The 19,182-nt window shown below is 63.4% G+C and carries 11 protein-coding genes and 1 tRNA gene; 6 read left to right on the top strand and 6 right to left on the bottom strand.

Annotated elements, in window-relative coordinates:
* Nucleotides 1-231: 231 nt before the first annotated feature.
* Nucleotides 232-5,139 (bottom strand): NAD-glutamate dehydrogenase, encoded by a 4,908-nt coding sequence (locus tag B9A15_RS16715; protein WP_084411665.1) that lies wholly within the window; start codon nt 5,137-5,139, stop codon nt 232-234.
* 266 nt (nt 5,140-5,405) lie between these two features.
* On the opposite strand from B9A15_RS16715, the gene B9A15_RS16710 reads away from it, so the two are divergent.
* From B9A15_RS16710 to B9A15_RS16695, 4 genes are all read left to right on the top strand, one after another.
* Nucleotides 5,406-5,663, top strand: coding sequence for a hypothetical protein (locus B9A15_RS16710; RefSeq protein WP_084411664.1), 258 nt, complete (start codon nt 5,406-5,408; stop codon nt 5,661-5,663).
* A 376-nt stretch (nt 5,664-6,039) separates the two neighbouring features.
* Nucleotides 6,040-6,954 (top strand): pyridoxal kinase, encoded by a 915-nt coding sequence (gene pdxY, locus B9A15_RS16705; protein WP_084411663.1) that lies wholly within the window; start codon nt 6,040-6,042, stop codon nt 6,952-6,954.
* 149 nt (nt 6,955-7,103) lie between these two features.
* Nucleotides 7,104-7,763, top strand: coding sequence for a carbonic anhydrase (locus B9A15_RS16700; protein WP_084411730.1), 660 nt, complete (start codon nt 7,104-7,106; stop codon nt 7,761-7,763).
* Nucleotides 7,764-8,003: 240 nt separating this feature from the next.
* Entirely contained in the window at nt 8,004-8,615 is a 612-nt protein-coding gene (locus tag B9A15_RS16695; RefSeq protein WP_170923338.1) for a protease inhibitor Inh/omp19 family protein, read from the top strand.
* Nucleotides 8,616-8,984: 369 nt separating this feature from the next.
* Here the strand turns inward: B9A15_RS16695 and B9A15_RS16690 are convergent.
* The 5 genes from B9A15_RS16690 to B9A15_RS16670 all read right to left on the bottom strand — a co-directional run bounded on the left by B9A15_RS16690 (nt 8,985) and on the right by B9A15_RS16670 (nt 13,178).
* Nucleotides 8,985-9,060 (bottom strand) — tRNA-Thr (locus B9A15_RS16690).
* 148 nt (nt 9,061-9,208) lie between these two features.
* Entirely contained in the window at nt 9,209-9,808 is a 600-nt protein-coding gene (locus B9A15_RS16685) for a winged helix DNA-binding protein (RefSeq protein WP_084411662.1), read from the bottom strand.
* Between the two features lie 3 nt (nt 9,809-9,811).
* A complete protein-coding gene (locus B9A15_RS16680; protein ID WP_084411661.1) occupies nt 9,812-11,119 on the bottom strand; it encodes a TRAP transporter large permease in 1,308 nt (435 codons plus the stop codon).
* Nucleotides 11,119-11,655 (bottom strand): TRAP transporter small permease subunit, encoded by a 537-nt coding sequence (locus B9A15_RS16675; RefSeq protein ID WP_084411660.1) that lies wholly within the window; start codon nt 11,653-11,655, stop codon nt 11,119-11,121. Before B9A15_RS16675 ends, B9A15_RS16680 begins: the two co-directional genes overlap by 1 nt.
* A gap of 563 nt (nt 11,656-12,218) precedes the next feature.
* Nucleotides 12,219-13,178, bottom strand: a complete 960-nt coding sequence (locus B9A15_RS16670; RefSeq protein WP_084411659.1) for a TRAP transporter substrate-binding protein — start codon at nt 13,176-13,178, stop codon at nt 12,219-12,221.
* Nucleotides 13,179-13,367: 189 nt separating this feature from the next.
* On the opposite strand from B9A15_RS16670, the gene B9A15_RS16665 reads away from it, so the two are divergent.
* Both B9A15_RS16665 and B9A15_RS16660 read left to right on the top strand, forming a co-directional pair.
* Complete coding sequence (locus B9A15_RS16665) at nt 13,368-17,039, top strand: hydantoinase B/oxoprolinase family protein (protein ID WP_425292969.1); 3,672 nt, start codon at nt 13,368-13,370, stop codon at nt 17,037-17,039.
* A gap of 578 nt (nt 17,040-17,617) precedes the next feature.
* Nucleotides 17,618-19,182, top strand: a 1,565-nt coding sequence (locus B9A15_RS16660) for a methyl-accepting chemotaxis protein (RefSeq protein ID WP_084411658.1), incomplete at its 3' end; no start/stop codon positions are given.

Here is a 19,182-nt window from a genome sequence, read left to right as displayed (position 1 = left end):
GGCCTAAGATGCTGACGCATCGGGTCGCGAGGTCATTCAAGTGTCACGCTTCGCCTCCCGTCAACACAGACGATGGCGTCTCGCCCTTATCCAACGGGAATGCCGCATGCATCGGTAGCATGGGTCCCCGCGCCCTTCGGGCGCGAGGATCAAGGGGGTGTCAATGGCATCGATCTCGACTTCGAGGACTGCCGGGGCGCAGATCTCTCGAAAGATTTCGCGGCGCTAAGCCTATTTGGCAAGATCGCCGAGCAGGCCGGCCGCGACGGTAAGGCGTGGCACCGAGGTTTCGCCGGAGCCGGCCAAAGCTCGGATCTGGTCCGAGATTCGTCCGACGGTGCCGCGATTCTCCTCGGCCCAGGCCGAGACCGGATCGCTCTCATTCGCATAGCTCTTGAGGGCGGCTTCGGTCAGGCGGCGGCGGGCTTCCGCTATTTGACTCGCGGCTCTGTCGATGGCGAGGATCTCGTAATAATCCGTCGCTTCGAGGGAGAACAGCGCGGCCTCCAGGCGCCCGATATCGAAGCGCTTGGTGATCTCGAAATAGCCGGACATGACTGTGTCGGTACCAAGCTCTGTTTCACGTGAAACAGCGGAAATATCCGGCAGCAGGGCGAGCAAGGGCAGCATGGCGATGTCGTCGGCGAGATCCTTCGGAACCCCGGCCTCGGCCCATTCGGCGCTGCGCGCCTCGACCCCGCTGCGCGAGGCCTCCGAGGCAAGCTCCAAAAGCCGGCCGCGCAGGGTCTCCATCGCATTGCGGCATTCGACGACGGCGCCGGTCAGCCCATTCTCGAAATTGCCGTTGCGCACGAACCAGCGTGTCGTGCGGCGCAGGAACTGCCCTATCTCGGAATAAAGCCGGTTCTGCAATTCGCCGGAAACCTTCGTGTCGAGCGCATCGATCCGATCGTAGAGATCGGCGACCGCCAGACCGTCCTTCGAGGCGACGAAGGCTCGGACGATTTCCGCCGGAGAGGCACCGGTCGCCTCCCGCAGCACGGTGAGAAAGGTCGGGCCACAGCGATTGACCAGCTCATTGGCAAGCACCGTCGCAATGATCTCCCGCTTCAGCCGATGGCCTTCGATGTCTCGGGCAAAGTCACGGCGCATCGGACCGGGGAAATAGTCGTGCAGCCGGTCTTCCAGATAGGGATCGTCCGGCAGATCGCTGGACACGACCTGATCGAAGAGCGTGATCTTCGCATAGGCGAGAAGAACGCCGATCTCGGGGCGGGTCAGGCCTTGGCCTGTGCCGCGCAGATCGGCGATAGCGGCGTCGCTCGGCAGAACCTCGACCGTTCGATCGAGACTCCCCTCCCCTTCAAGAACGCCCATGAAGCGTGCCTGAAGCGGCAGCGCGGCCGCCCCCATGCGTTGTTCGAGCGAGATCGCCAGGGTCTGCTCGTAATTGTTCGACAGAACGAGCTCGGCGACCTCGTCCGTCATGGCGGCGAGAAGCGTGTTGCGATTCTCCCGCGTCAGCCGATCGTCGGTCATCGCGGCCTTGAGCGCGATCTTGATATTCACCTCCACGTCGGAGGTGTTGACGCCCGCCGAATTGTCGATGGCGTCGGAATTGATACGGCCACCTTTGCGGGCAAACTCCATGCGGCCACGCTGGGTGACGCCAAGATTGGCGCCTTCCCCGACCACCTTGGCCCGCAGCTCGGCGCCGGTGACGCGGACCGCATCATTGGCGCGGTCGCCGACATCGGCATTGGTCTCGCTCGCACCGCGCACATAGGTGCCGATTCCGCCGAACCAGAGAAGGTCGACGGGCGCCTTGAGGATCGCAGTGATGATCTCGCTGGGCGTTCCGGTGGTCTTGTCGAAACCGATCGCCTCGGCCGCCTCGCGCGACAGGGTGATACGCTTCTCCCGGCGCGAAAAGACGCCGCCGCCGGCCGATATCTTCTCCTTGTCGTAATCGGCCCAGGACGAGCGCGGCTTGTCGAAGAGGCGCCGTCGCTCCTCATAGCTCGAGGCCGGATCGGGGTTCGGGTCGATGAAGATATCGCGATGGTCGAAGGCGGCGATGAGCTTGGTCTGGCGCGACAGGAGCATGCCGTTGCCGAAGACGTCGCCCGACATGTCGCCGCAGCCGACCGTGGTGAATGGCTCGCTCTGAATATCCCAGGCGCCGCCATCCTTGCCGATCTCGTGGAAGTGGCGCTTGACCGCCTCCCAGGCGCCCCGGGCCGTAATGCCCATGGCCTTGTGGTCGTAACCGGCCGAGCCGCCCGAGGCGAAAGCGTCGTCGAGCCAGAAGTCTTCCGACTGGGCGATGGCATTGGCCGTGTCGGAGAAGGTCGCCGTGCCTTTGTCGGCCGCGACGACGAAATAGGGATCGTCGCCATCATAGCGCCGAACCTTTTCGGGCCGCAGCACGTCGTCGCCGGAAATATTGTCGGTGATCGACAGGAGCGAGGCAATGAAGACCACATAGGCCGACTTGCCGCCGGCGAACCAAGCATCGCGATCCGAAGCGTCGGGCAGCTGCTTGGGATAGAAGCCGCCCTTGGCGCCGACCGGCACGATGACCGCGTTCTTCACCTGCTGGGCCTTCACGAGGCCGAGGACCTCGGTGCGATAGTCTTGGGCACGGTCCGACCAGCGCAGGCCGCCACGGGCGACCTTGCCGAAGCGCAAATGGACACCTTCGACACGGGCATCGAAGACGAAGATCTCGCGGAACGGAACCGGCGCCGGAAGCCCTTCGACGCAGCGGCTCTCGAACTTGAAGGCGAGCGCCGGCTCGACCCGTCCGGGCTCCGCGGTCAAATCCGTGCGCGTGCCGTCGACCGCGAAATAGTTGGTCCGCAAGGTCGCGAGGATCGCGTTCAGGAATCGGCGGATGATGCGATCGTCATCGATCGAGTCCACATCGTCGAGACCTTGGGTGATCGCCTCGAAGATGTCCGAGACGCCGCGTGCCGCGGCCCGGCGGGCTTCCCGCCCCTCGATGTCGCCATCCTCGCTGTCGCTCGTCTCGGCGCCGCCGCGCTCCGGATCGAAGGCCGCCTCGAAAAGCTCATAGAGTTTCCTCGCAAGGCCCGACTGCCGGGTCAGCGCTTCCGCGATATAGTCCGGCGAATAGGACAGGCCCCCCTGTCGCAGATAGCGGCCATAGGCGCGCAGGACATTGGCCTGGCGATGATCGAGACCGGCCTCCAGCACGAGGCCGTTGAAGCCGTCATTCTCGATCGCGCGCGACCAGACGGCGGCGAAGGTCTTCTCCAGCGCCAGCCCATCGTCGGAATAGGTAATGTCCCCGCCCCGGCGACGCTTCAGATCCATGTCGTGAAGATGGACCACGCGCCCATCGGGCCGATGGATCGGGAAGGTCCGCTCCGAAATGACCGAGAAGCCCATATTTTCGAGGATCGGCACGCGGGTCGACAGCGCGACGGCATCGCCCAGGTGATAGATCTTCAGCCGGACAAGGCTCGCCTTGTCGCCGGGCCGGCGATAGAAGTCCATGAAGAGCGGCTGATCCTCGCTCAAGGTCTCCATCACCGAGGCGTCCTTCACCGCCTCTTCCGGTCCGATGACGTCGCGATAGCTTTCGGGAAGGCCAGCCGAATAGCCGGAGAGATCCTGGAACCGGCCACCTTTGGCGAGCTCGACCTCGAACGTATCGGCCCAATTGCGGGCCATGCGCCCGATCTCGGCTTCCAGCGCCTCAATGTCGGGGCTCGGGGTCGGCGTGTCGCCGCGCCCGATGATGAAATGGACGCGGGCGAGCGGACCTTCGGGGAAGGCCGGATAAAAGGCCGAGACATGGCCGTCATAGGCCTCGGCCAGCAGCGCGCCGATCCGCTCGCGCAGGCGCGAATCGTAGCGCTCGCGTGGCACGAAGACGAGAACCGAGGCGAAACGGTCGAAGCGATCGACGCGGGTCAAAATGCGGACACGCGGCCGCTCGCCAAGCTCCACCACCGTTCCGGCGAAGCGCTCCAGCGTGTCGACGTCGATCTGGAAGACCTCGTCGCGCGGATAGGATTCCAGCGCATTGAGAAGCGCCTTGCCCGAATGGGAATCGGGGCGAAAGCCCGAACGGGCGATCACCGTCTCGGCCTTCAGGCGCAGATAGGGGATGGAGAGGATCGACCTCGTATAGGCCGTGGAGGTGAAAAGGCCGACGAAACGGGTCTCGCCGGCGAGTTGTCCGGCCTCGTCATAGCGCTTGACGCCGACATAATCCATGTAGGCACGGCGATGAACATCGGTCCGGGCATTGGCCTTGGTCACGATCAAGGGCTGGGGCGCTTTCAGAAAGGCGCGGATTTCCGGCGTCGTCGTCGCCGGCTGGCCATGGCGTCCAAGGATCGAGACATCGGGATCGGCGAGAATGCCGAGCCCCTTGTCCTCGACCCGTGAGAGAAGCTCTGTGCCCTCGCCGCCGCTGACCGTATATTCGCGGCTTCCGAGGAAGATGAAATTGTCGTCGCGCAACCATTCGAGAAGCGCAGCGGATTCGGAGACGAGCGCCTTGTTCGCTTCGCCCGCGCGGGTTTCCTCGGCGCGCAAGGTGGCGATCGCCCGATCGGCCCGCTCGCGCATGGCCTCGAAATCGAAATTGGCGTGTTTCACATGGGACAGGATGCGCCCGAGCTTGGCCTTGAGATCGGCGCCGCCATCGGGATTGGCAAAACGGTCGAGCGCGAATTGGATGATGCTGACCCGCTCGGCATCGCTGACCCCCTTGCCGGCGCCCGGCGAGCTTGCCGAAAAGCTGGACACCTTTCCTTGAGAGTCCCGCACGACTTCCAGGATGGGATGGGAGATGTAATGGATGGCGACGGAGCGCGCCGCGATCTCGGCGGCGACGGAATCGAACAGAAACGCCATGTCCCGATTGACGATGGTCACGAGCTGCTGCGCCTCGCCGGATAGGGTGAAGCCCTCCGGCTCCTCGACGACCACTTCCGGCTCGCCGGAAGTATAGCGACCGAGAGCCTTGTCGGCCGACTGGACGGCGATGGGGAGCGCGCCCTTGTCGAAGGCAGCCAGATCCTCGGCGGGCGGGCGGGCAAAGAGTAGAGGCGCGAGAGACCGCGCGCCGCCCTCTTCCGGAAGCTCTGCGATCACCGCTTCGAGGATCGTCGCCTTCTTCGCATCGAGTGCCTGACCCATGCTCCCTCTCCTTTGTCGCCTTTGTCGCCCCGCGCCGCCTGCGCATTTCTTTGGGCGTGCAGCATCATGTCACGAAAGCCGATCCCGGCCATACCAGAGCGATCGAACCGAGACCGGACCTTCACGGGACAAGATGATAGAGAGCTGTTGCGACGTTTCGACCATCACGCTCTCATCAAGTGACCCATCTTTCCGAGTGGAGAGACCCGGCTTGTCAGCGGCACCGCATTCGGCCAGACCTAGCCACCGCGTGACGGAGACGAGCCATGAGCGAAGGACGCAGCGAGGACGACAGAAGCAGGCGCGAGGCAGACGCGATCTTAAAGCGGGTGCGCCAGGAGACCGAACCCCAGGCCGGCGGTCATGCCGAAGCCTGGTTCACCCGCGCGCGCGCTCATTTTTCCGCCGCCGACGCCGATCAGGCCGACCGGGTCGAGGTGATCGGCAGCCGCATCGGGCGGATTGCCGGGCTGATCGCCTTTTTCGTGCTTCTCGTCCTGTTCCTCCTGCAATTTGCCGCGTGACGCCGATGGTTTCGCCCTTCTCCGCTCTCCAGCGCCACGACATTCATACACTTCCGCTCGCATGGACAGAGCCTAACATTGACGCCTCGGCTTCTCCCCCATGGGGAGAAGTGCCGGCAGGCGATGAGGGTCGGGTCGAGGCTTTCGCGGGAGAAATGCCGATCGGCGAAAACCCTTTTATCGCAGAGCCTTTCCCCTCACCCGCCCTTCGGGCACCTTCTCCACACGGGGGAGAAGTCGTTGGTGCTTGCTGCCGGCTGTCAAGACATATCGCTCAAGCCCGTAGAAGACCGACAGCCGGTCGTCAGCGCCACGCGTCGCGCCTCTTCTTACGATGCGCACCTCTCAAAGCCCTTCAGCCAAGGGATGCCGTCCTATGACAATCATCCCCAAAACGATCCATAAATTCGATCCGCAAACGCCAGGCTCCGAGCCGGAGCGTCCCGTAATCCTCGCCATGTCGAGCCATGTGGCCCGGGGCAGCGTCGGCAATCGCGCCGTTGTCTTCGCCTTGGAGACCCTCGGCCATCAGGTCTGGTCGGTTCCGACCGTCACCCTGCCCTGGCATCCCGGGCACGGGCCGGCGACGCGGATCGTCCCGGACGATACAAGCTTCGAAGCCTTCTGCGAGGATATCGCCGCCGCGCCCCATTCCAGCGAGATCGCTGCCGTCATCACCGGCTATTTCGGCTCAGAGAGGCAGATCGAGATTGCAAGCCGCCTGATCACCCGGCTGCGCGACAAGCGCCCCTCCCTCGCCTATTGCCTCGATCCGGTGCTGGGCGATGGCGGACGGCTCTATCGGCCGCGCGAGACGCTTCACGCCATGCGCGACAGGCTCCTGCCCCTTGCCGACATCGCAACACCCAATCGATATGAGTTGGAATTTCTCACCGAGCTGAGCCTGACCGACAACAACCATCTCGTCGATGCCGCGCGCACGCTCGGGCCCGAGACGGTCGTCGTCACCTCAGCATTCGGCATGCTGAAAGGCAGCATCGCCAATCTCCTTGTCACCTCCGAGGCGACCCATCTTGCCGAACATCGGCTGATCCCTGGGGCGCCGAATGGCGGCGGCGACCTGACGGCGGCGCTTCTTCTCGCTCGCCTTCTCGAAGGTTTGCGGCCGGAAAAGGCCCTGCAACTCGCCACCGCCTCGGTCTTCGATATGATGGCACGAACGACCAAACGTGGCGCTGACGAGATGACGCTCGTCGCCGATGCGGAGGTCTTCCGCCAGCCTTTGGCCATGGTCCAGACACGCCGACTGGAGCGGCCGAGGAAGCGGTGACTGTCGGGCCGACCTTATCATCTTCGATGTCCGGCCATTACGCGTGTTTCACGTGTGACATCCCGGGGCCGGATTGCTTCCAGCGGTCGGCTTCGCAGTCGCAAAACTAACGATTGATCGGCGCTTCGCGCCCGCTTATCAAGAGAACCATGTCGACCCATCTCCCCGATCATCTCGCCGCGGGCTATCGCGCCTTTATCGCCGCTCGGTCTCCGGCCGAACGCGAGCGGTTTCGCGAACTGGCGTCATCCGGTCAGCATCCCTCGACGATGGTGATCGGCTGTTGCGACTCCCGCACGGCGCCGGAAACGATCTTCAACACGGCGCCCGGCGACATCTTCGTGGTGCGCAATGTCGCCAATCTCGTCCCGCCTTACGAGCCGGACGGTGAGTATCACTCGACCTCGGCGGCTCTGGAATTTGCCGTCCATGCCTTGAAGGTGAAGCACATTCTGGTGCTCGGCCATGGCGGCTGCGGCGGCATTCATGCCGCGCTTTCCCCTGCCGCCGAGCCGCTCTCGCCCGGCGACTTCATCGGCAAATGGATGAGTCTTCTCGATCCCGTCGCCAAAGCCGTGGGCGGAAACAGCCATATGACGGCCAGAGAGCGGCAATCGGCGCTGGAGCGGATCGCCATCCGCCACTCGATCGCCAATCTGAGAACCTTCCCGCTGATCGCAGAGCTCGAAGCCGCCGGCGATATCAGCCTGCACGGCGCCTGGGTCGATATCAGCTCCGGCGAATTGTGGTCGATGGATCCCGAGACCGGCGATTTCGAGCGGGCCGAGCGGCCGGACTTGGCTGACTGATCGTTAGCTGCCCCGGCTTTCTCTCGCCCTTTTTCGCAATTCAGCCGTCTTTGTCTGTTTGGGCGCATGAGACTGTGTCTAAATCGGCAAGGCATGTTGCAAATGCGTGTCTTCGTTGCAAATTGGCACATGACCGTCTTGCGTCTGCCGGAGGATGTTCGATTTACTGATCGGACCGGCCGCAAGCCGCGGGCGCAGAAGGCGATACAGACACCGAGTGACCGGGGAAGCATTCGACCGATGACGAAACTCATGACCACCGGCGCGGTTCTGACCGCCCTCCTCCTGGCGGCAGGCTGCTCGCGCTCCATGCCGAGCTTCGATTCGGCCAATAGCGGGCCGAGCCCGCTGGCCCCGCAACCGACGGCACAGGTTGCGGCCAATCAGCTGCCGCCTCCGCCCCCGCCGCCCCCGCCGGGGCAGAACCAGTCGATGATGGGCGCGCCGGGCACCGATCCGAACAATCCCAATGGCATGAACACGTCGCCGGGCGGCGACACCCAGATGGCGTCCCTCGATCCGAACCAGTCCGGCGCGGGCGCCTCGAGCACCCCGCCTGCTGGCGGCGGCCAGCCCCTGTCGCGCAACAAGGTCCTCGGCGCCTATAAGGTGACGACGGCGGGCGGCAACTGCCAGATCATCCTGTCGCTGACCAAATGGAGCGGCGGTTATCGCGCAGCCTCGCGCGGCTGCCCCGGCGCCGTCGCCGACGTCTCGGCCTGGGACGTCTCGGGCAACAACGTCGTCCTGCGCAATGCCGGCGGCTCGCAGGTCGCCAGCCTCTCCTCGACGGGCGACGCCCGCTATGACGGCCAGACGAGCGGCGGTCAGGCGATCAGCCTTTATCGGTAAGAGTTTAGGCGCGAAGCGATCATCGGCTGTCCGACAGATCGCTTCGTATCCGCATCTCTTGGCCTCAGGGGCACCAGCCTGGCGCGTCGCAACGCCGGGCAGGGTCGCTGGACCGCCTCGCCATAGTGCACTGGGCTTGGTCGCACATTCCCTCGGCATCGTGGCGACCGGATAGCCAGCGCGCGTTCGTGAGATTCCGGCCTGCCAATTAAGCTTTGGGGTATTCCGGGACCCTGCTCGCTATGGCGCCGTCCGACCCAGAGCGCTGCAAGCCTTGCGCCTTGCACTCAAAAGCAAGGATTTCCAACGCCTTCGACAGCGCAAATGCGCAATCATCCGCGATTTTCAACTAAAATTCATCGGAAGAAATGGTGCCCCAAGCCGGACTCGAACCAGCGACCTACGCATTACGAATGCGTTGCTCTACCAACTGAGCTATTGGGGCACGCGCCGAAAAGGGCTTCGACACCCTTAAGCGTGGCGCCTCCTTACCGGCTATGGCTTGAGAGTTCAAGCCAAAATCGTCACAGATGTCTCAGGCACCGTTTGAGGTGGGCGCCGGGTGTGGCGGCCTTGCAAGATGGGGCAACTCGTCAAAGGCTTGCCGCCGTGCGCGCCGCTTGATCGTAATGGCCGGAGAGAACCCGCATCAGATGGGCGATGGCCGAAAGGCTTTCGGGCGACATGCCGAGTTCGCGCGCGCCGGAGACGAGGATGCGCTCGCGATAGGTCCAGTAGCGGGCACAGGCCGTCTCGCCGTCCGCCGTCACCTGGATCAGCCGTTCCTTGCCCGCCTTGTCGCGGGTGACGAGGCCGCGGGCCTCGAGCTTCTTGACGGCATAGGTGGCGAGATGGGTGTCCTCGATGCCAAGGACGAGGCAGATATCGGCGAGGCGCTTCGGCCTTGCGCGATGGGTCACCGTGTGGAGAACGAGGATCTCGGTGGCCGTCAGCCCCGGATAGCCGGCCGCCGTCATGCAGCGGATCATCCAGCGATCAAAGGCATGGCTGGCGAGAATGAGGCCGAATTCGACCTCCGAGAGCTCCGGCAGCGCGCCATCGGCGAGATGGGCCGAGGAGACGATGGGCCCGAGGCTCGTTTGATCGAGGCTCGCGGCACCCTGCCCTTCGTTCGGGGAAACGTCGTCCTTGGGCTCGGTTTTATCTTGAATCGTCCGCCTGTTCTCGCTCATCGCTCAGCCTCCCGTGAACATGGTCCGCGGCAGGAAGAGCGCGAGATCGGGAAACAGCGCCAGGAGGACGACCATCAAGGCCAGAAGGCCGAAGAACGGCGCCGTCGCACGAGCGATGGCGAAGATGTTCTGGCCCGTCAGGCCTTGAATGACGAAGAGATTGAAGCCGACGGGTGGGGTGATCTGGGCCATTTCGACGACGATGACGAGATAGATGCCGAACCAGACCAGGTCGAAACCCGCCTGCTCGACCAGCGGCATGACGACGGAGGTGGTGAGGACGACCATGGAAATGCCGTCGAGAAAGCAGCCGAGCACCATGAAGAAGACCGTGAGAGCGAAAAGCAGCGCGAAAGGCGAGAGCTCCATGGCGGCGATGACACCGGCGAGCTGGCGCGGCAGGCCGGTGAATCCCATGGCCGTGGTGACGACGGCGGCTCCCGCCAGAATGAAGGCGATCATCGCTGAGACGCGGGTCGCGGCCATCAGCGCATCGGTGAAGACGGCCCGGCTCATGCCGCCCTGAAGGGTGACGACGAGAAGGGCGAGAACGACGCCGATGACAGCGGCCTCGGTGGGGGAGGCGATACCGCCATAGATCGAGCCGATAACGCCGAGAATGAGGAGAATGGTCGGCAGAACCCGCTTGAAGGCCGAAAAGCTGCTCTCGGCTGCCAGTTGGTCGACATTGTCGGGCATGGTCTGCGGCTTGATCAGCGCGACGGCGGCGACGAAGCCCATGAAGAGGAGCGCGAGAAGAATGCCGGGGACGACGCCGGCGATGAACAGCCGGGCAATCGACTCGTTCACTGCCGCGCCATAGACGATGAGAATGATCGAGGGCGGAATGAGCAGGCCGAGCGTGCCGGAGCCTGCCAGCGAGCCGATCGACAGGCGCCGGTCATAGCCGCGGGCTTCAAGCTCGGGCAGCGAGATCTTGCCGATGGTCTGGGTGGTCGCGGCCGAGGAGCCAGAAATTGCCGCAAAGACCGCGCAGCCGACTACATTGACATGGATGAGGCGGCCCGGAAGCCGGCGCATCAATGGGGATAAGCCGGCAAATAAATCTTCCGACAAGCGGGAGCGAAAGAGGATTTCGCCCATCCAGACGAACATGGGCAGGGCCGTCAGATCCCAAGCGGTCGAGGCCGACCAGAAGGAGGTGGCGAGGATCTGGGCGTCGGGCAGGGCCGGGCGCGTCATCAAAGCCGCGATGGCGGTCAGGGTCAAGGCCAGCGCGACCCAGAGCCCGGCGCCGAGCGAGAGGAAGAGAACGGCGACGACGAGAATCGAGATTTCGGTCAAATCCATCAGACCGTCTCCCCATCGCCGCGTACCGGATCATGGCCGGAAAAGGCTTGGGCAGCCGTATCGATAAGGGCGATCGCCAGAAGCAGGAGGCCGAGGCTGGCCACGCCTTGCGGCAGCGCCAGCGGCACCGCGATCATGCCGTAGGAGACATCGCCATAGGACCAGCTCTTGAAGGCCAGAGCTCCGAGGGCATAGGCGCCGAAGCCGGAGAGACCGGCGCCGAGAAGCGCAACGAACCCGTCGATGATCTGTCGGCCGCGATCGGGCAGGCGCGTCACCAGAAGATCGACGCGGATATGGATGTTCTTGGCGAGCGTATCGGCCAGTGCCAAGAACGTGGCGCCGGCCAGGAGAAAGCCGGCGATCTCGGCAAGCGAGGGCACGATGAAGCGCGTCGGCTCGGCCCCGATCTTCACCAGAAGGAAATCCATGATCCGCGCACCCACCTGGACCGCGACCAGCGTCGCGATCGTCAACAGGCAGAATGCGGCCAGTGCCGCCGCGCCGAGATAGAGAAGATCGAGTGTTCGTCGCATGAGGCGAGGGCCTTTCGAAGGTGGGTGGTTTTCAGCTGGCTCAGGGCTCGGATGGCGGACTCAAGGTCGTCATTGATACTACTTGAGGCCGGTTCGGCTTTTATCGGCGAGCGGCTGAGGTTCTCTCCCGGCCCCGCAACGCGTAGCCCGATGGGCCGTAAACCTCGAAACGCCATCATTCTCGGGCCCCGTCCCGACGGCATTCCCACATCCTGGGAGGAGCTTGGATCGTGGGGGTTCGTGACCGAGCTTGGTCTTGACGATGACCTTGGCGACTTGCCTCAACAGCCGGTCGCAAGCGCCGACGACTTCTCCCCCAGGGGGAGAAGCCGACACGTCCATGGCCGGTTCTCAACCGCTAGCGTGAAAATATGTGATCCTCGTAGGGTCCGGTCCCGAGAATCCGGACCAGCGCTCGAAGCCTCTGCAACACTCGACGAAGTCCATCTGAAATGCTTCATCGCCCAGCTGAATCCGGAGTTTCGGCACGGCGGACGAGGATGGGACGGGGGGGGGGGAGGGCGGAGCGAAACCGACAGCGCCGCACCCGCCCCACGCCGCCTTTACTGCTTATAGGCGTCCATCAGCTTGGTGCCCGCTTCGCCGGCCTTGTCCTGCCACTCGCCGGCCATCTTATCGCCGATCGCCTGGAAACCCGACTTCAGATCCTCGGAGGGTTCGGTGACCTTGATGCCGTTATCGGCGGCGACCTTCGTCGTGCGCTCGGTCTCGGCCTTGGAGGCTTCCCAGCCCCGCGTTTCGGCGGCGGCGGCAGCGTCCGTGATCGCCTTCTGGGCGTCTTCGGGCAGGGCGTCGAAGGCCGCCTGATTGACGATCACCATATTGCGCGGCAGCCAGGCATTCATCGGATAGTAATAGGTGAGATAGTCCCAGGCCTTGGAATCGACGCCCGTTGCCGGCGAGGTCATCATCGCGGTAACGCGGCCCGTCGAAAAGGCGGTCGGAATGTCGGAGGCCTCAACCTGGGTCGGCACCATGCCGGCCGCGCTCGCCAGCTCCTCTGTCGCCGTGTTGTAGGCGCGGAAGGTGCGGCCCGACAGATCCGCCATGGTCTCGGCCGGCTCCTTGGTCCACAGACCCTGAGGCGGCCAGGGCACCGAGAAGAGCAGCTTCAGCCCCTCGCGCCCCAGGGCCTCTTCCATCAAGGGCTTCTGAGCGTCGTAAAGGCGCTTGGCGTCGTCATAGCTGGTGGCCAGGAACGGCACGGAGTCGGCGCCGAAGATCGCATCCTCGTTTTCGAGCCGCGAGACCAGAAGCTCGCCGATCGGCACGATCCCGTCGCGCACCGATGCCTTGATCTCCGGATGCTTGATGAGCGTCTGATTGTAGTGGGGCGTGATGGTCACCGCGCCCGAGACATCCTCGATGAACTGGGCGATGTTCTTCTCGTGGAAGTTTCCTTCCGGATAAGGCGTCGGCATGTCCCAGGCGGTCTGGGCGAAGGCAGAACCGGACAGAACAGATAGGCCGCCCGCCGCGATCAATGGCATCATCGTCTTCATTGCTGAACTCCTCTCGCAAAGACCGGTCGGGTGACCGTGGGGGACATGTTCAAGCCGGTCATCAGCCCATCCTCCTTGCGGCGAACCCGTTCTCGGAACTGACGAAAACGTCCCACGAAAATTGCGCAGCGTCAATCACTCTGATAATCTATCGATAAATTACCGACGAATGCATAAGGATTGCGCCGAATGCCTATGAACCAGTCAGCCTCGAAGACCACCGACAGCTTCGATTTCTGGATCGATCGCGGCGGCACCTTCACCGACGTCATCGCCAGGGCTGCGGATGGAACGCTCTCGGCGCGCAAGCTCCTGTCGGAAAATCCCGGCGTCTATGACGACGCGGCGCTGGAGGGCATTCGCCAGACCCTCGGGCTGGAAACCGGCGCGGCGATCCCCCCGGGGCGCATCGGAACCGTGCGGATGGGCACGACCGTCGCAACCAACGCACTTTTGGAGAGGAAGGGCGACAAGACGCTTCTCCTCATCACCAAGGGTTTCCGCGATTCCTTACGCATCGCCTATCAGGCACGGCCGGATATTTTCGCCAAAGAGATCATCCTGCCCGAGCAGCTTTATGCAAAGGTCGCCGAGGTGCCGGAGCGGGTGCTTGCCGACGGCACCGTCGAGATCCCCTTCGACGAAGGGGCTGCGCGCGAAGCCCTCACCGCGGCCAAGGCCGAGGGCATCGACGCCGTCGCCATCGTCTTCATGCATTCCTGGCGCTATCCCGAACACGAGGCGAAAGCGAAGGCCCTGGCAAAGGAAGCCGGCTTCACGCAGATTTCGGTGAGCCATGAGGTCTCGCCCTTGGTCAAACTGGTCGGGCGTGGCGATACGACGGTGGTCGACGCCTATCTGACACCAATCCTCAAGCGCTATGTCACCCGTGTGGCGAACGCCCTCGGCGCCTCGACCGAGGATGAAAAGGCGCCCTCGCTTCAATTCATGATGAGCTCCGGCGGCCTGACGGCGGCGGAGATGTTCGAGGGCAAGGACGCGATCTTGTCGGGCCCCGCCGGCGGCGTGGTCGGCATGGCCGAAACCGCCAAGGCGGCGGGCTTTGAAAAGGTCATCGGCTTCGACATGGGCGGCACCTCGACCGACGTCACCCATTATGCGGGCGCCTATGAGCGGGCGCTGGATTCGGAGGTCGCGGGCGTGCGCATTCGCGCGCCGATGATGCGCATCCATACGGTGGCGGCCGGCGGCGGCTCGATCCTCTCCCTCGACCAGGGCCGGTTCCAGGTGGGCCCGGCATCGGCCGGCGCCCATCCGGGCCCTGCCGCCTATGGCAAGGGCGGGCCGCTCACCGTGACCGATGCCAATGTCATGCTAGGCAAGCTGCAGCCCCATCTCTTCCCGGCCGTCTTTGGCGAGAACCAGGACCAGCCTCTGAACGTGGAGGCCGTGCGCGAGAAATTTGCCGCGTTGAAAGCCTCGATCGGCGGCGAGAAGAGCGTCGAGGACATTGCCGAGGGCTTTTTGACCATCGCGGTCGAGAACATGGCGAATGCCATCAAAAAGATTTCGGTGCAGCGCGGCTACGACGTCTCGCGCTATATGCTGAACTCCTTCGGCGGGGCAGGGGGGCAGCATGCCTGTCTCGTCGCCGATGCCCTGTCGATGGAAACCGTGCTCGTGCATCCGATGTCCGGCCTCCTCTCGGCCTATGGCATCGGCCTTTCCTCGCTCTTCGTCTCGCGCTCGCAAGCGCTCGTCTCGCCGCTCGATGACCGGGCCAAAGCGGAAATCGAGGCTTTGGCCGATCGGCTGGTCGATGAGGCCCATAAGGAACTCGAAGCCCAGAGTGTTTCACGTGAAATGATCGACACGGAGACGCTGCTTCAGCTGCGCTATGACGGAACCGACACGACCCTGCCGGTCGCCTATAACGGCTCGCTCGAAGATGCGCGCAAGGCTTTCGAAGACGCTCACAAGGCCCAGTTCGGCTTCGTCTATGAAGGCCGCGCCATCACCGTCGAGACGGTCTCGGTCGAGGCGAGCGAGCGGACGGAAGAGCGGGCCGAATCCAGATCCAAAGCAAGCGAGGCCCATGACCCCTCGACCGACGAGACGGTGTCGATCTTCACCGGTGGCGAGCGCCGGGAGGCTTCCGTCTTCCGCCGGGAGGCGATGAAGGCCGGCGCGCGCCTCAAGGGCCCGGCACTGATCGTCGAGCCCAATCAGACCATCGTCGTCGAACCGGGCTGGGCCGCCGAACTGACCGCCGGCAACGACATCCTCCTGAAACGCGTCGAGGCAAAGCCCCGCCTCGCGGCCCTCGGCACGGGAGACGAAGCCGGACAGGCGGGCGCCGATCCGGTGCTTCTCGAAGTCTTCAACAATCTCTTCATGTCGATCGCCGAGCAGATGGGCGTGACGCTGCAGAACACCGCCTCGTCGGTCAATATCAAGGAGCGTCTCGACTTCTCCTGCGCCGTCTTCGACGCCAAGGGCGCCCTCGTCGCCAACGCGCCCCATATGCCGGTCCATCTCGGCTCCATGGATCGCTCGGTCGAGACGATCATTGCGCTGAATGAGGGCAAGATCCGCCCCGGTGACGTCTTCGCCCTCAACGCCCCCTATAACGGCGGCACCCATCTGCCGGATATCACGGTGGTGACGCCGGTCTTCGACGACAATGGTCAGGAGCTCTTGTTCTACGTCGCCTCACGCGGCCATCATGCCGATGTGGGCGGTATCGCGCCCGGCTCCATGACGCCCCGCGCCACCAAGGTCGACGAGGAAGGCGTCCTCATCGACAATCTGAAGCTCGTCGATCGCGGCGCCTTTCAGGAGGACGCGCTGCGGCAGGTTCTCACCGATCATCCCTATCCGGCCCGCAATCCCGAACAGAACATCGCGGACTTGAAGGCTCAGATCGCGGCCAATGAGAAGGGCGTCGCCGAACTGCGCAAGATGGTCGATCAATTCGGCCTCCACACGGTTCGCGCCTATATGGATTTCGTCCAGGACAACGCCGCCGAAGCCGTGCGCGAGTTGATCGCCACCCTCGACGACTGCGCCTTCGACTATCCAACCGACAACGGCCAGACCATCCGCGTCAAGGTGACGATCGACAAGGACAAGCGCGAGGCCAAGGTGGACTTCACCGGCACCTCGGCGTCGATGGCGAACAATTTCAACGCCCCCGAGCCGGTGACCCGCGCCGCCGTCCTCTATGTCTTCCGGGTGATGGTCGAAAAGCCGATCCCCATGAATGCCGGTTGCCTGCGGCCCGTGACGATCGTCGTGCCCGAAGGCTCCATGCTGAAGCCCGCTTACCCTGCGGCGGTCGTCGCCGGCAATGTGGAGACCTCCCAGCATGTGACCAACGCGCTCTTTGCCGCCTTCGGCGCCCTGTCGAACTCGGAAGGGACGATGAACAATCTGACCTTCGGCGACGAGACCTATCAATATTACGAGACGATCTGCTCGGGCTCGCCGGCGGGCCGGATGAATGACGGGCGCAGCTTTGCCGGAACCTCCGGTGTCCATGTCCATATGACCAATTCGCGGCTGACCGACCCGGAAATCCTGGAAATGCGCTATCCGGTCGTGCTGGAGGATTTCCATATCCGCGAGGGCTCGGGCGGAGCGGGTGAAAAGCGCGGCGGCGACGGCACCAAACGCACGATCCGCTTTCTCAAACGAATGGACTGCGCGATCCTCTCCTCCCACCGCACGCTCCCTCCGGCCGGTATCGAAGGCGGTAACCCGGGCGAGAAGGGCAAGACCGAGGTGCGCCGGTCGAACGGGCGTCTGGAAGAACTCGCGCCCTGCGACCAGACGGTTCTGGAAGCGGGCGAGGCGGTCATCGTGACGACGCCGACACCCGGCGGGTTCGGTCAGCGTTAGAGTAAGACACCAAAAAATTGATCGACTTTTTGGATCACGGCTTACGAGAAACAAGAGGCTGGAGTGAGCATGCGACCCAATCATGTCGGGCTCGCTCTAGAGCAAAATGCGATGGGCGGGCGTCACTCGTCCACGCAACAATTTTGCTTTGAAGAACGATGCCGAAATGCTGCATGGCTCTTCGACCACCATCCTGCCGCAGGACAAAGCGTTACAGCGAAAATGCGACCCCCGACTGATCGCATTTTCGCTCTCGGGCATGACGGCCCGGACATAGGACTCAACATCGTCCCAACTACTCTAACATCTCGATATGATCATGAAAGCTTTTGATCCCGATAGGGGGCGGAAATCTTGTCCTTTGGTCGTACACCGCAGCGAAATTGGAGCCTCGCTCTCAGTTATTTCAAAGCAATAGGCTCTTCTCTTAAATAATATACGCTCATATTATCAGATTGTTATTTCAAGACCTCGGAAAGCTTTGGGTTTTAAGGCTTCGGTAGTCGCACCGATCGGTAGGGCTTCAGCGTGCTCCATCCGGTTCGGCATGGAGATTACCCTTCCGAAAGGTCGTCAGAATGCGCTTCAGCTCCGTTCAAACCCAAATTGCCGCCCTCTGTGCCTCTTGCGCGGTTGCAGCGATTACCGTTCTCGTCACGATCGGGATCGTTTCAAACAGCAACACTCAGTCCATGACGTCCGATCGTGTCGGCGCCCTGGTCGACGACATGACGCGGCAGAATCTGACACATTTGGCCGAGATCAAGAGCCAGACGATCCAGGTCTCGATCAACGAGGCCTTCGATGCCGCTCGCACGATGGCTCACAGTTTCGAGGTGCTGGCCACCGGGCCGGAAAACACCGCAAGCGGTGAGAACCGCCGCCAGACATTCAACGACATCCTGAAGCAGGTTCTGATCGACAATCCTGCCTTCAACGGCACCTATAGCGCCTGGGAACCGAACGCCTTGGATGGGCGCGATCGCGAATTCGTCAATCGCCGTGAAGCCGGCTCGGATGCGACAGGGCGCTTTCTGCCCTATTGGACGCGCGACCCATCGGGTCAGATCGGTATCCAGCCCCTGGTCGAATATGACAGCGACGCGCGCCATCCCAACGGCGTGGCGAAGGGTGGATGGTATATTGGTCCGAAGAATGGCGGTGGCGAGAGCATTCTCGCACCGCTCCCTTATATCGTGCAGGGCCGACAAGTGTTTCTCAGCACCATGTCGATCCCCTTGACGGTCGACGGGCGATTTGCCGGCGTGGTCGGTGCGGACTTCGATCTGGCTTTCATCCAGCGCCTCGCCGAAGAGGTGCAAGCATCGATCTATGACGGCGCCGCCTCTATCGACATCGTCACTCATGACGGGTTGATCATCGCTTCGACCCGGTTCCCGGAGGCCATCGGCGGCAGCTTCGGCGCGGTGGATGCGGATCTCAGCGAAGAGCTGGCTTCAGCCGCAAAAAGCGAGGCAAGCACGACCGTCGAACATGGCGAGACGATCACCGCCGTCGCGCCGGTCGCCCTGGGGCGAGGGGATGATACGTGGTCGATCGTCATCGGCGTGCCGACAGAAGTGGCCATGGCATCGGCCGATGATCTGGCTGCCGACCTCGACGCGCGTGGGGACAGAGACCTCCTGCTTCAGATCGGTGCCGGCCTTCTCGTCGGTCTTCTCGCCCTCCTCGCCGGCTGGCTGGCGGCGCGGGGCATCGCCAATCCCATCCGTCGGATGACGGACGTTATGAGCCGTCTTGCCTCGGGCGATACGAGCGTCACTGTGCCCGGCGCCGACCGCCGGGACGAGATCGGCGAGATGGCCAAAGCCGTCGAAACCTTCAAGACGCAAGGCATAGAGCGCGAGCGCCTGGGAGCCGAAGCCGAGACGGCCCGCCAGAACGAGACCCTCGCCAAGGAGCGCCAGGCGGCAATCGAAAGTGCCAAGGCCGAGGATCTGCGGGTTCTTGTTACGGCTGTGGAATCCAGCTTCGACCGCCTCTCGGACGGCGATCTCACGATCCGCATGAACCAGAAACTCGCCCCGGAATTCGAGCCGATCCGCGTCAAGTTCAATGACAGCGTGTCCCAGCTTGAAGCGGCGATCGGCGGGGTCGTCTCTTCGGTCCAGACCATCCGCAC

The sequence above is a fragment of the Fulvimarina manganoxydans genome (assembly GCF_900176465.1).
Classification (GTDB): domain Bacteria; phylum Pseudomonadota; class Alphaproteobacteria; order Rhizobiales; family Rhizobiaceae; genus Fulvimarina; species Fulvimarina manganoxydans.
This window is presented reverse-complemented; position numbering and strand designations above follow the sequence as displayed.